The 14794-nt window shown below is 38.0% G+C and carries 6 protein-coding genes; all 6 read right to left on the bottom strand.

The window, feature by feature from the left end:
* Positions 1-37 precede the first annotated feature (37 nt).
* Positions 38-3280, bottom strand: a complete 3243-nt coding sequence (locus tag JOD96_RS01910) for a TIM-barrel domain-containing protein (protein WP_209562578.1) — start codon at positions 3278-3280, stop codon at positions 38-40.
* A gap of 100 nt (positions 3281-3380) precedes the next feature.
* Positions 3381-5507 carry an RICIN domain-containing protein gene (locus tag JOD96_RS01905; RefSeq protein ID WP_209562577.1) on the bottom strand — a complete coding sequence of 709 codons (2127 nt, stop codon included), beginning with the start codon at positions 5505-5507 and terminating at the stop codon, positions 3381-3383.
* An 18-nt stretch (positions 5508-5525) separates the two neighbouring features.
* Positions 5526-7832 (bottom strand): RICIN domain-containing protein, encoded by a 2307-nt coding sequence (locus tag JOD96_RS01900; RefSeq protein ID WP_209562576.1) that lies wholly within the window; start codon positions 7830-7832, stop codon positions 5526-5528.
* Between the two features lie 275 nt (positions 7833-8107).
* Positions 8108-9271, bottom strand: coding sequence for a SusF/SusE family outer membrane protein (locus JOD96_RS01895; RefSeq protein WP_209562575.1), 1164 nt, complete (start codon positions 9269-9271; stop codon positions 8108-8110).
* Positions 9272-9286: 15 nt separating this feature from the next.
* Positions 9287-11179: a RagB/SusD family nutrient uptake outer membrane protein gene (locus JOD96_RS01890; RefSeq protein WP_209562574.1), complete on the bottom strand. Its 1893-nt coding sequence runs from the start codon at positions 11177-11179 to the stop codon at positions 9287-9289.
* Between the two features lie 18 nt (positions 11180-11197).
* On the bottom strand, positions 11198-14317 hold the full coding sequence (locus tag JOD96_RS01885) for a SusC/RagA family TonB-linked outer membrane protein (RefSeq protein WP_245188320.1): 3120 nt from the start codon (positions 14315-14317) through the stop codon (positions 11198-11200).
* Between the last annotated feature and the right edge of the window lie 477 nt (positions 14318-14794).

Here is a 14794-nt window from a genome sequence, read left to right as displayed (position 1 = left end):
GTAAAGCCCTCAATCAGCAACTCTTATATCTTTTTATCTAAATAGAAGGAAAAAGACTTGTTTTGGCAATTTTGTCTGATGAAAACTCAACAGATAATCCCTCGCCATAGCTTTCCTGAAAATATTCTAAACGAATTGGCTGAAGTCCTTTTTTGAGAATTACCTCAGCACTTTTTTCATTAAAACCATGCAATCCGTCATTATCAATAAGCAGCTGGTCGTTTATATAAAGTTTGCTTCCATCATCAGAAGAAATATAAAAAGTATATTTTCCGTCTTCAGGAATGTTTACAAATCCATTATAAACCAAGCCATAATTATTAGATTCATGTTTGATTTTATTCAGATCAAAATCGGGAGCAAATCCTTTTTTAATCGGGGTTAGTTTACTGAAATCCGGCATTTTGCTCCATTTTCCTTTATACAAACTATAATTTAAGCCTGTTTTTTTATTATAAAATATTTTTGAGATAACAGAACTGCAGGAGCCATCACCGGCAGGGCATGCAATCGCATTTACACGTGCCGGAACTGCAACATCAAAAGCTTTTGTATAGGACTTAGCATTACGTGTTGGTACAGAACCATCTGTGGTAAAGTATATTTTATCGGTACTTTTTTGAACAAATTCAACCTTTGCTTTTGTGTCAGATTCCTCCGAATTGTTGGCAAATTCGGGTCTTTCGGCAATTTTTCCATAGATTTTAAGTAAATCATAATAAGGTTTGTATGCCTTATTATTTTCACTAATAGATTGAATGGTTAATAATGCGCTGTTCCAGCGATTGTCAAATCCATCGATTTGTTTTTTGATATCTGCAATGTTGTATTCAATATTTTGGCCAAACTGAGAAAGTGACATAATTTCGAAAGGACTGTATAATCCATCATTCCAATCATTTAACAAACGAAATGCTTCGAAATTTTTCATGTATTTAATTTGTCCTTTTTTACCCGAAAGAAGCTGTTGGTCGTAATCAGGGAACTGAACCTCAACCGAAACTGTTTTATTGGTTGGTGATTCCGGTAAATAAACACGTGTTTCAAAATCGTTTCCGGCATAAGACCAGCTTCCTGCTTTTGCTTCTTCACTGTATGGAATATTTTGTCCGTTTACTGATACAGTTGTTGGGGGAAATGAACATGGAAAACGAAGTTCGTACCCTCTGGAAGGCAGCATTCCCGGAAATGAGCCTTCTACTGCTCCTATCACAATATTGGTTTTATTTCCTTTTTGTTCTGAGGTTACGGAGGTGTATGTAAAAGCATTTTTCTTAAAATTGTTGTTATTGCCTTCATCTTCATACAGTTTCAGAGCTCCTTTTTTGCCCGGATAAAAAGAAAGAATTAGTGGATTTAATGGTTTTTCGTCTGTTCTTTCTACTTTTGACTGCATCGGGATAATAGCGCCTTCTTTTACAAAAACAGGAATATCGCCTAAGGTAAAAGGCATCGTCATCTTTTTGCCTCCTTTTAGTATGCTTCCTGTACTGCATTCGTACCATTTACCTTCGGGAAGCCAGGTTTCCTGAAATAAAAATACATTTCCCTTATCAATAGGTTTTGTAACAGGATTCACGATCATATCACGTCCAAACATATACTGATTGGGTATCGAATAGGCATTCTCTTCTTTTGGATAATCGTAATACATGGGGTGAACTGTAGAAACACCTGTTTCATAAGTATTTCTTGCTTCGTTGTATAAATAAGGCACCAGAGCATATCGCATCTGATAAGCTTCTCTCATGATAAGAAAGTTTTCGAGCGGATAAGCCCAAATACGTCTTTCGTGTTGTGGTGCAGCCGTAGCATGCGTTCTGAAAATCGGACTAAAAACACCCCATTGAATCCATCTTGTATAAAGTTCAGCTGTACCGGCATCACCCTGATGCCCGCCAATATCATGGCTCCAGTAACCAAATCCAACATTGGCTGCGGTTGCGGTAAAATAAGGCTGATAATTTAGTGATTCCCAGGTTACGTGCGTATCGCCGGAGAATCCGATTTGATACCTGTGATTTCCAAGTCCGCCCCAGCGGTGAAATATAAGGGGACGCACTTTGTTTTGGCGTTCCATATCGCTATAATGAACATAATTTAAGTATATGGTTGGATTAACGCCGGGAATGTTGGTACTTCCCCATTGCTGCCAGTCCAGCCACCAGAAATCTACCCCTGCTTTTTCAATAGGACGCAAAACAAGGTTCATGTAATTGGTTGCAAATTTTTTATCGGTAATGTCAAAAGGGACATATTTCTTTGTAGCGGGATCAATTCCCATTGCTTTGGCCATTTCCGGATATGCTTCTTCAAAAGGCTGAATGCCTGATGCCGGATGCAGGTTGAGACATGTTTTAAGATGCTGCTCGTTTGTCCATTTTAAGAACTTTTCAGGAGAAGGAAACAAATTTTTATTCCAGGTAAAACCAGTCCATCCCGAATCTTCTCCGGCCTGATCTCTTTGTCTCTGCCCGTTTTTGAAAAATTCCGGTAATGATTTTACGTGCCAGTCCATGTCGATTACAAATACATCCAGTGGAACATCATGCATTTTAAACTCGCTCACAAGATCACGAAATTCAGTATCTGAATATTCTCTGTATCGTGACCACCATGCACCAAAGGCAAATCGTGGCGGCATGGCTATTTTACCTGCTATATTGGTGTAGTCTTTTAAGGCTGTTTTATAGTCTGTATCATAAGCAAAAAGATATAAATCCTGAGGTTTATCTCCCGGACGCGCCATAACCCACGGCCACTCAGAATTATCAAAAAGAGGGCGCTCACTGTCGTCTATTAAGTACCATCCGTCACGCGAGATTATTCCTTTTTCAAGTTCCTTGGCCGGGCCGTCAACTCCGTCTAATGTTCGGGTTGTTCCCAATAAATTTTTAGTGTTAGCCAAACCTGGTTTCCATGTTGTCGGCTGTCCATTGACGATAAAATCTACACTTAGATTTGTTTCATTAAATTTACCTGAACCTGTTTTGTATTTAAGTTTGACGGCATCGGTTACAATTTGCAGCACTCCATTACTCTCTTTTTTGGTAAACGATGGCACCGGAAGGTTTCGGTTTACAAATGTCAGCGAGGCATTGTCTGTAAACTTGCCATCTGCGCTCCATTCCATTCGTATTACACGTGGTGAAAGTACTGTAAATCTGGTATTGCCTGAAACTACAACTGCTTGTGGATTGGCTTCAGGTTTATATTCCTGTGCCGATAAAGCTGCTGAAGCAAGACAAAAAATTGTAACTAAAATTTGTTTTGTTTTCATATTTTATTTTAAAATTAATCTTAAATAAATACTTCAAATCATTTCCTTAAAGCTATCATTTTTAATGGATTCATTTGAAGTATTTACTTTCTTTCTGCGTTTATTTTTTAATAAATCGTTTTGTAAATTTTGTGCCTTCTTTTTCAAAAACAGCAAAATAAATTCCTGTTGCTAAACCTGAAACATCTATACTATTATCTTTTGCTGTTTGTTGTGAAACTACGCTTCCTGTTTCAGAAAAAACATGAACCTTAATCCCGTTCATTTCAGAACTAAAAAAGAGTGTGTTTTTTACCGGATTTGGATATACATTTAAAGTCGCTGCCAGAGTCTCATTTTCATTTTTAACCGGTTTAGAAAATTGCGCTGTTCCAAGAGTGGTCAGAGGTTTTATTAAATCCAGTTTCCAGCGTTGGGCATCGTTGTTATTATCTGTCCACTGGTGTACATTTGTTCCGGGTTCAGCAAGATTGTTTACTACGTCCAGGCATAAATTAGTGTTTTTATGAGTCAGTTTAAAATAGCCGTCACTCATCAATTCTATTTTCCAGCGCTGTGCATCAGTTCCCAGATCTGACCATTGCTGCACATTGGCACCAGGCTGACTGCTGTTGTTATCGACATCCAGACATTGATTGGTTCCTCTATGCGTTAATTTGTAAAATCCGTCTGATTCTTTTGTGATAACCCAGCGCTGTGCATCACTTTCATTACTGGTATACTGCTGCACGTTTGCGCCTTGCTGTGTACTTCCTCCGCTTACATCAAGGCTTTGGGTTGTTCCTTTGTGAGTGAGCCTGTAAACTCCTCCGGAAACAATTGGAACTTCTATGAGATCCAATTTCCATCTTTGGGCATCGGTACCCAAATCTGTCCATTGCTGTACATTGGCACCGGACTGACTGCTGTTGTTGTCTACATCCAGACACTGATTGGTGCCTTTGTGTGTCAGTTTAAAATACCCGTCTGACATTAATTCCATTTTCCAGCGTTGTGCATCGGTATTGCCTTCAAGCCATTGCTGTACGTTTGCGCCTTGTACATTACTGTTTTGAGATACATCCAGACATTGGTTTGTTCCTTTGTGCGTTAATTTATAAAAGCCATCAGCCTCAAGGGTAATTACCCAACGCTGCGCATCACTGCCATTGTCTGTACTTTGCTGCACATTGGTTCCGGACTGGCTTCCGTTATTAACAACATCCAGACATTGATTGGTTCCTTTGTGTGTTAATTTATAAATACCTCCCGAAACGATATTTTGTGTAGGACAGGATTGATCTGGTATTCTGGCTGCAACACCATAATTGGTCATGTTTACCGGTTCGATTAAATCGGCAGAATTGAAATACATTCTGTCGATGGCAATTTTCCTGTCGCCCGAACTTCCGTTTTCATACCTATGGTAAATCATGTAATATTCATCACAGTTTCCTATTTTTAATACACCATGATGCCCCGGGCCTTTGTCTTCTACATTAGAACTTAACACTTTTCCTCTATAAGTCCAGGGTCCCATAGGTGAATTAGATGTTGAGTATTGAACGTTATACGTATCATTATACCATGCACCATTAGAATACATCATATAATAAATTCCTTTTCGCTTTACCATATATGGCCCTTCGGTATAATTTTGTGGTGTTATATCGGTAGGGCCTGTGGCGAGAGAAACCATATCTGCATTTAATTTGCGTACTACCATTCTGCTTTTGCCGGATCCTCCGTAATAGATATACGCTTGTCCGTCATCATCAATAAAAACGTTGGCATCAATAATATCATCTGTGTAAGGATCTGTCGCAATGAGCGGTGCGCCTATATCGGTAAAAGGGCCAATGGGTGTATTTCCTACCGCCAGGCCTATCTTGGTTTCGGCTGTGTAATAAAAATAATATTTGTTATTGCGAAAAACAACTGCGGGCGCCCAGCCATTATATTGTGCCCATGGACTATCGGGAAAAAGGTCGAAAATAAGACCTTCATCAATCCAGTTGGTTAAATCGGTTGATGAATAGGCATGAAATTGTGTACCGTAAATGGCAGTAGTATAGATATAATACTTATTATTAAAGTAATGAATTTCCGGGTCTGCTCCTGTAAACAAAGGGTTGCCGCTAAGCTGTGCCTTTGCAGGAATTACAGCACCTATAAACATTAAAAGTATTGCAAAATGCAATCTTAATTTGCTAACCGGATTATAACGATGTATTTTGTTTTGTATCATAATTTGTCGTGTTTGATCTTATTTTTTAATAAATCGCTTTGTGATTTTTGTTCCCTCTTTTTCAAAAACTATAAAATAGATTCCAGAAGTTAATCCCGAAACATTGATGTGATCGGTAACTTTTTGCTGTGAAACCAAACTTCCTGTCGGGCTAAAAATACTTACCTGATTTCCTGTCATTTCTGTAGTAAAAAACAAAGTGTTTTCTACCGGATTTGGATATACATTAATTGCCGTTGTACTATCATCCTGGGTTTTTACTTCGGATTTTGCTAATTTGGCCGTACCGGCTGAAATCAATTTCCATTGGCCACTGGCCTGGTTTGCATTTTCCCATTGCTGGACATTTCCTCCGCTTACAGTGCTGAAACCGGCTGTTTCTATCAGTTTTCCGCTGTGTTTGGCTATTAGTTTATAATATCCGTCACCTGTTGATACTGCGATAAACTGTTGATTGGCTGCACCCACATAAGACCATTGATGTACATTGGCTCCGTTGTCTGTACTTACGCCTGCTATGTCTACTGCTTTTCCGCTATTAACTGCCTGAATTTGATAAGCTCCGTCTCCTGCATCTATAAATTTGAATTTTTGATTGTTTGCACCTGTGTAATTTCCTTGTGCAATGTTGCCGCCATCTGCAGTGTTGGATGCCCAGACATCCATATATAAACCGCTATGTCGATTTTGAAGATAATAGGTTATGTTCCCTAAGTTTGGAGTACCATTGGTACGAACGCGCAAAGAGGTTGTTCTGTCATTCCAGTCGCCTGTCCAGTCTGTTGTAGCGGTAAATTCTCTAGAAGCTCCTGTAAAATTATCACCGTCGTAAACTATTACTTTGTAGCCTTCTGTTATTTTTAGGGATGTGATATCATTGTCCAATATTCCCCTGGCCTGAAGTTGGGCAAGCGTATAATCTCCCACATTAAGACCAGCTTCATAACCTCCAAAAGTTACATCCTGATATACATTTACTAATGAAGTATTGGTATTTGTGATTTTAAGCGAAGAAATTCTATCGTTCCAATCTGCAAGCCATGCTGAATTTGCCGTGAATGTCTTTGATGCGCCTGAAAAATTATCATTCTCATAAACCGTAAGAACATATCCCTGAGGAATGCTCAGAGAAGTGATATCATTATCAGAAACACCTCTTGCCTGAAGCTGTGCCAAAGTATAGTCTCCTGTTGAAAGCTGAGAATAAAATCCGGCATAATTGATATTTTGATAGACATGCACTTTGTTTAAACTCGCTGCGGATTCAAATAAATGCAGGCCTGTTGTTTGTGTGGATAAATCAATTGTACCATTTGGCTGTGAATTCCAATCGGGGCTAATTAAAAAATTAGATTTATTGACAGCCTTGGCCCATACATAATTGCTGGTATAATTAACTACACTTAAATATCGGTCTTTCTGCGCCTGAGTCAGATTTCCTAAGCGAATAAATTCTATAAACCATTTGGCAAAAATTCCTTTGAATAAACCTCCGTCGCCTTGTCCGTTTTCATTCAGGAAAAATACACCTCCGTTGTAGTTTCTGTAATTCATCATAAATTCTGCAGCCTTAACCCCATCATCCATATACGATTGTGTGCCCGTAACAAGATAAAGCTCTAAACTGGCGGCTATGAACATACCTGAATTATACGAAAACTGCCATTCGGGATCAAAATTTGTTGGCGAATCCCAGATACCGCCCTGAGCATTCAGTACATTTGCTTTCATCCAGGTATGAATATCTTTTGCCATTTGCAGGTTGGCATTGTCTCCTTCTAATTGATATAATTTGACTGCAATAACAATTGCCGGACTGTTTGCAATAGAGTTTTTACAAGGAGTGGTACAGCCTTTTTTCCAGGACATGGCACCGTTTGTATATCCTGTTTTAATTTCTGTCCACATTTGATGTACGGCATCTAAAAACTCGGGATCTTTTGTAGCATTGTAACAGTTAAAACTTGCGAGGCAAAGCCACTCCAGATCATCGTAAAAATCATTATGATATGTTCCGGCACCATACGAATTGTATTTGCGGATTCCTGCGATAATACTTTTCATTCGGTCTTTGTAAACCGAATTACGGGTTCTTTGGTAGGCATCTGCCAATGTTTCTAATGTGTGCGCCTGTATCCAGTACCCATAACCATACGGATCATTATCTGAGGCACTGTTATGCTTGTAATAACTTTTATCTGCAGACATATAAATAGTATTGGTACCATTCTGTAGATTTTCTGCCCGTTGATCAGCTGTTTGTGCAAATGTGTTAGCTGTTGTTATCAAAAAGAGCATCACAATAATTATGTTTCTAATTTTCATATACTTTTAAATTTTGTGTTCACTTTAAATATTATTTTTTTATCTAAAAAAGTAAAATACACTAAGCGATATAGTGCATTCATTATATCTGTACCCATTATTTTAATTCTAATTCGGCATGTAGATAATCTGTAAAAAAGTGTATATAAAAATTTGTATTTAAGTAAGAATAAAAAAATGCGCAGGCAATCTTATGATTAATTGAAATGTAAAAAAGAAACCCAAAACTCTCCCGTCTTGTCTGACTGAAAAGTTTTGTTTTCTTTCTTTAATAATTATAGCTTTTTCAACACAATAGTCATTTTTGCAGGATTTACGGTAAGCTGATATTGTCCCGAAGTTTCTATAACCCATTTATTATCCGGCTGGCCATTTGGCATCAGAGACATTGTTGTAATGTCGTTTGCATCTCCTTTGAGTACGGTACCGCCTACCTGAGGCATCAGAAACCTTCCGCCCCAGTTGCCCAGATCCAAAGGAAGTTTAAATTCACCCGCATCAAATTGTCCGGTAAAAGTAAAGACCTCAGGATTCTTAGGATCCCAAACCATTGGTTTTGCTTTTCCAATATCCCAGCCTATTCCGTTTATGGCATTTCCTACCATATATACGTTTTCATAAGGTACATATCCAAAAGCATAGATTTTCTGTTCAATATCCAAATAGAATGAATGACGGCCTGCCTGGGTTACTTTAAAGACATTATCTTCTGTTCTTGGATCAGTTTCATTATAAACAATTTTATTTCCTGCAATAGGATCATAAGAAGGTAATTCGCTTCCTGGTTTTTCAATAACCTTGAATGAGCCGATTGAAAAATCTCCTGTAAAATTGTAAATTGTTCTTTCTGTTTTTTCAGGCAGGATTTTACCAGCTGCGTAATCCCAGCCTCCACTTATAGCATCACCAACCATAAAAAGCGGCAAAGGTCCCGGACTGAAACTCGTAACGGCAAAACCAGATGTAGAAACTTCTGGTTTCTGATACTGCGGACTATTATTTACTCTTGCTATTATTTGTGCTTCGAGATTTGTGATAACGCCTCCGGGACGTTTAAAGTTTTTCAACAATAAAGAGTTTAACTCTCCTACTGTATAGGATTTTGTAAAAACACCTGCCGGAATTTCTTCTGTAATTACAGTACTTTCTTCGGGAATAAGGCCTTCACTGAAATTTTTCCCCTGAATATCCATACGGAAAAAGTATGTCAGACTGGTTCCTTCTCCCCGGTCGTTTCCTTCTGTCCAGGTAAAAGTGATGGCATTTGCGTCTTCATTACCTTTAACCAGTATAATTTCTTTATTGGAAAGATTTATAGTTAACGGATTCGGAAAATCAGGATCCTGTAACCAGCCTGCATTCTCAAGCCCTTTGTCTTCACATGAGACAAGAACCAAACTCATTATTATAAATGAGATAATATTTTTTATATTTTTCATTTTTGTCTGATTTAATTATTTGTCCCAGAAAGGCGCCTGGATTAAATTAGGGTTCTTTTCGATCTCTGCCAGATAGATAGGAAACCAGTAAAAAGATTTTCTGTACACTCTTGTTTGATAAGGTGTTCTTTTATAGAACTCGGATGCGTTTTTACCATTAAAATTCATTCCGTAAAAAGGCCCGTTCAAAACTGTTTCTGCCAGTTTCCATCTTCTTAAATCATCATAGCGTATTCCTTCTGTACAAAGTTCTACCCTGCGCTCCATTCTGATTATCTTTCTGATACTGGCCTGATCACTGTCTACGTGTATATTTTGATCGTCTGTAGCTCCTGTTGTATACGTTCTCACTCCTGCTCTTTCTCTAATTTTATTAAGGTAAAGTAAGATATCAGGATTGTTTGGATCTGACTCATTAAGTGCTTCTGCATAGTTTAGATAAGCTTCTCCTAATCGGTATAAAATTCCGTGACGCGGGGCAAAATAATCGATAATAGGATTTCTTGTCGGATCTGTTCTTTTTCTTGCTAAATAGCCATTTTGTGGTGCATCATGTGTACCATTATTGTCTTTTTTTCCATTAAAGAACTCGAGTTTTCTTCCTTTATCTTTTCCGGCATTATCTCCATCAGTATACCATGCACCATCAAAATTAACCGCCAGATAAAATCTTGGTTCACGGTTACAATACATATTATACGTTCCTGCAAGGGTTACAAGTCCCGGACTTTTTACTTCATTGAATTTTGTTATTCCGTTTGTCCAGTATCCGTCCTGAACAGAGAAACCTGTTTCTACATATCCTGAATTTGAATCGGTTATTGGTAAACCATTTGCGGTAAAAAAAGCATCTACCAATGATTGCGTAACTCCATATCCGCCGGCACCCCCCGCACCAGTAGGCGCTGTATGTCTGTCATATTCTTTGGATTCTACGGCTACACGGGCAAAAAGTACTTCTCCGTTTCCTTTGCTGGCTTCTATAAGATGTAAGTTTTGGCAGGATAAAAAGGGATCAATTTTTCCGGCAGCATTCATTTCGGTATACAATTTATGACCTGCCGCTTGTGCACTTAGGATCAGATCTTTGCTGGCATCTGCAGCAATTTTCCATTTATTGGCATCATACGTAGAGTTAAACAGTACTTTTCCGTCTTTAGTAATATGACTCGCATATTCCGGATTTCCATTTACTAACGGACTTGCTGCAAACAGTAACATTCTTGCTCTGACAGCTTTACTCATAATAGAGGTGGCACGGCCAAATTTTCTGCCATCTGAATAAGACGCTGGCAAAATAAGTTCTACTTCTCTCAATTCATTATCGATCCATTTTACAATTTCATCATATGGAGTCTGCCCCACTTGCAGGTCTGGAAGGTTATAGTCTACAGGTGTAATTTCATTGGGATTAAAAGGCACCGGACCGTATGTATTTATTAATAATGAGTAATAATAGGCTTTTAAAAAACGACACTCTGCAATCATTAGCCTAACTTCGCTATCGGTTAAGTTTTGTTCTGGTATTGGCTTAATATTTTGTATAAGAATGTTGCATTCTCTTATTCTTTGCTGAAGTCCATTCCAATACCCCGGGCTCCATTGTGAGCCTACCGACCAGTCACCGACAGCAAATGGTATTACCTGCCAGTCATACTGGCGCCATCTTTCTGAAGGGGTCATGTCATCTCCTAAAATTTCCCATCCCAAACTGCGGGTATAGCCCCAGGTAGGATCAGGAATTCTTGAATAACAGCTTGCCAGCCAATTTTCTGTTTTTGTTTTACTCTCAAAAACACCATCCAGGGTAAGTTCGGTATCGCTCTCTTTGTCTAAGTAATCAGAACAGGATGACGATAATAATAATCCTAAAAAAAGGAATATTGTTCTAATGTATATTTTTTTCATTTTAATAGATTTTTAAAATTATAGTCCTACTGATAATCCAAAAAGAATAGATCTTGTTGATGGGTATTTTAAACCATTTCCTGTGTCTAATTCCGGATCCCATAGTTTAAACTTAGAGGCGTACCACAGATTATTTCCGCTTACATACATTCTTAGCCCTTGCAAATAAAATTTCTCTACTAATTTTTTATCAAATGAGTATCCGACTTCCATTGTTTTTAAACGGCCAAAACTCATATCTTTTTTCCACCAGGTAGAGGCAATAGAATTATTAAGATTAGGACCATAGCTCAATCTCGGATAGAAAACATCCTGACTTGGATTTTGTTCTGTCCAACGATCGTTATAGTTGGTATAAATATTCCCTAAAGTTCCCTGACCGCTTCCCGGAATAAAATTAGAACCTCCTATTATACGCTCTGATTTTGCCACACCCTGAAAGAAAAAGCTCAAATCAAATTGCTTGTATTTCAAGTTAGTTCCAAAACCATATACAATCTGAGGATCCGTTGTACCGCCAATAAAACCTTCGTCTAATCCGCTTATGATTCCATCATTATTTCGGTCTTCATATTTAATATCTCCGGGACGCAATGATGTGCCAAATGTTGGTACAGGCAAGCCGGGAGCCAATACACCAGGCGAACTAAAATCTTCATTGGTATATAAGCCTTTTGCGGTATATCCCCATAAAGTATTATTCTGAATCCCTGTTGCAGAACGGTAAGTACCTTTTACAGCATCGGCTTCGTCTCTTTCTGTTACTTTATTTTCAACAAAAGTAAAATTGGCACGCCAGCTCATAAAGAAATCGGGAGTTACTTGTTTATTTAAATTAAAGGCAACCTCGATACCTTTATTTTCCATTTTTCCATAATTGGCCCAGGGCGCATTAATAAACCCTGCCTGAGTTGGAACTGTGTTTCTTGAAATAAAAATGTCTTTCCTTTTTTCCTGAAATATATCTACAGTCAGGTCAATCATATTCCACAATCCTAATTCCAGACCAAAATCTAGTTTTGCTACTTTTTCCCAGGTCAGATTGCTTACTCCGATTTCCCCTTCTTCAATTCCTTCAAATTTTACCCCATTTCCTGTACCAAAAGTATAATCAGAATTGTTGTTGTCATTAATAGTTGTTAAGTAGGCAAATCGTCTATTGGACCCAATGTTATCATTTCCTACTAAACCATAAGAACCACGAAATTTGATTTTATTAAAAACATCTTTAAGAGGCTCCATAAATTTTTCTTCAGATGCAATCCACCCCATCGCTACAGAAGGAAAAAATCCGTATCGGTTTCCTTTTGCAAAATTTTCAGATCCGTTGTACCCGAAGTTAAATTCTCCAATATATTTTCTGTCAAATGTATAAGATGTTCTTCCTGCAATACCCTGATGTTTAAAAGCCTGCGGAGGCCTGTCATCCTGATAACTATCCTGATTATATAAAAACAAACCGCTAAAATCATGTTTCCCGAAAGCGCGGTTATAAGTGGTATTTGCCTCCAGATAAATACGTCTGTTTCCAAATGAAGCTTCGGTTCTATACCCCAGGTATTCCTGACCGTACGCCTGAACCGTTCCGTGTATTAAGCTCCCATCCAAATCTCTTTGAGTAGCTACATTATAATAATCCGGTGATTTGCCACGTATTACTTTATTCTCAGAATAGGAGTCAAACGAGTATGTAAATTTGGCTTTTAATCCCGGTGTAATCCCTTTTAAATCCTGTTCTAAAGACACCAGACTTTCAATCTTGCTTCCGCCTTGTTTGTAATACCCTTGTTGTGTGCTCATCGCCCATGGATTTTCACGTGCAAAAACCCTTGGAATAGTTCCGTCAGAGTATATCGCCGGATGTACAAAAGGAGTTGTTTCAAAAGCTTTATTAAACAAATCATCCGTACTGCTGTTTCCTTTATTAAGGTTCTGCAAAAACCCTCCGATATTTACTCTCAATAAAGTTGTTTTTGATACGTTTACATCTACGTTTGTACGCACATTGGCTCTGTTCAGCCTCGTCTCTGAATCGTATGTTTGTTTTGGATCTCTGGCCATAATGCCTTTTTCACTATAATAAGAAGCGGTCAGTGCATACCTCAAAATTTCTGATCCTCCGGCAACATTCAAATTAGATCTTGACGTAAAAGCGTAATCTTTGGTTATGGCATCTACCCAATTTACATCAGGATATAAATCAGGGTCATAACTATTAGCTGTTTTGGCAATACGATCTTGTGAATATAGTTCTGGTATACCTTTCTCTGCAGCCAATTGATTTAAAAGTGTCATGTAAGGCGCTGCACGTATAAACTCTGGTAATTTTGTAGGCTCCTGAACAGAATATTCTGTTCTCACCTGTATTCTCGGTGCACCCACAAAACCTCTTTTGGTATTGATCAGGATAACTCCGTTTGCACCTCTTACTCCGTATACGGCACTGGCGGCGGCATCTTTTAAAACAGAGAAAGATTCAATTTCTGAAGGATCAAGATCGTTTAGGTTTCGCTCAATTCCATCTACCAGCACAAGCGGATTTGTTCCTCCTGTAAAAGTAGAGATTCCACGAATCTTGATATCCGACTGGTCATAGCCCGGCTCACCAGAACGCTGTACCGCCATAATCCCGGTAATCTGACCTGCGAGGTTGTTTCCCAAAGTTCTGGCCGTACCTACCTGTAATAAGGAAGGTTTTATAGTACTGATAGCACCTACAACCGATGCTTTTTTCTGAGTACCAAAACCAACCACTACAACGGTCTGAAGATCACTGGTTTCTTCTACCATTGTTACCGTTATTTTTTTATTATTGTTCAAAGGTTTTTCGACCTCCTTCATTCCGATAAACCTAAATACCAGTATGGCCTGAGGAGAAGATACGGTAATAATAAAAGTTCCGTCAAAATCTGTATTTACTGCGTTTTTTGTGCCTTTCTCAATTACTGTAGCACTGGGCAGTGACAGTCCTTTTGAATCGACTACGTTTCCGGTTATTTTTACGGAGTTCTGATTTTGTGCATATGTATTGCCTGCACAGAGCATTAGAAATAGTAAACAAATCAATCCAGTCCTGCTGAACTTTAATTTACTCCAGGTAAATAAGCTCAAATGATTGGATGACATTTTCCAAGTCATTTTAATTTCCATTTGGTTAGTTTTTTTTGGTTGGTTATCAGTTAGTTTTTTAATTTAAATGAATTCCTGAAAATTTCCTCTATACATCACAAACAGAATAATACCACAAATACAATTAAACAATTTATAAGCCTTATTTTTTTGTACATGATAATAAATCCTGTTCTTTTTTATTGATATAATAATTTATATCCCAAAAATGTCATTTTAATTTCTGACCAAATTAGGTGAATGATAACATAATCTTAATCTCATTTTGTTTCAAAATTATGTTGAAATCGTTCATTGAGCCTCCGAAAACTCTGTAAATAAGCAATATGACAGAAAACACTTGCTTTATGAATGCCGAATCAAAAACACTTTTTGGCAAAAGATTAAATCGTGATTTTTTTTAAGATTGTGGTATCGAATTTATACTCGTTTTCTATACTAATTTTGGTAACGAAACCGGGATTCGTTCTTATGAATTATAAATCG

The sequence above is a fragment of the Flavobacterium sp. 1355 genome (genome assembly GCF_017833415.1).
Classification (GTDB): domain Bacteria; phylum Bacteroidota; class Bacteroidia; order Flavobacteriales; family Flavobacteriaceae; genus Flavobacterium.
The sequence above is the reverse complement of the archived record's forward strand: the minus strand, read 5'-3'. Positions and strand labels throughout refer to the sequence as shown.

Bases quoted from the DNA above. Each gene is read 5' to 3' on its own strand.
- JOD96_RS01910 (WP_209562578.1), bottom strand. From the start codon at position 3,280: ATGAAAACAAAACAAATTTTAGTTACAATTTTTTGTCTTGCTTCAGCA.
- JOD96_RS01890 (WP_209562574.1), bottom strand. From the start codon at position 11,179: ATGAAAAAAATATACATTAGAACAATATTCCTTTTTTTAGGATTATTA.
- JOD96_RS01895 (WP_209562575.1), bottom strand. From the start codon at position 9,271: ATGAAAAATATAAAAAATATTATCTCATTTATAATAATGAGTTTGGTT.
- JOD96_RS01905 (WP_209562577.1), bottom strand. From the start codon at position 5,507: ATGATACAAAACAAAATACATCGTTATAATCCGGTTAGCAAATTAAGA.
- JOD96_RS01900 (WP_209562576.1), bottom strand. From the start codon at position 7,832: ATGAAAATTAGAAACATAATTATTGTGATGCTCTTTTTGATAACAACA.
- JOD96_RS01885 (WP_245188320.1), bottom strand. From the start codon at position 14,317: ATGACTTGGAAAATGTCATCCAATCATTTGAGCTTATTTACCTGGAGT.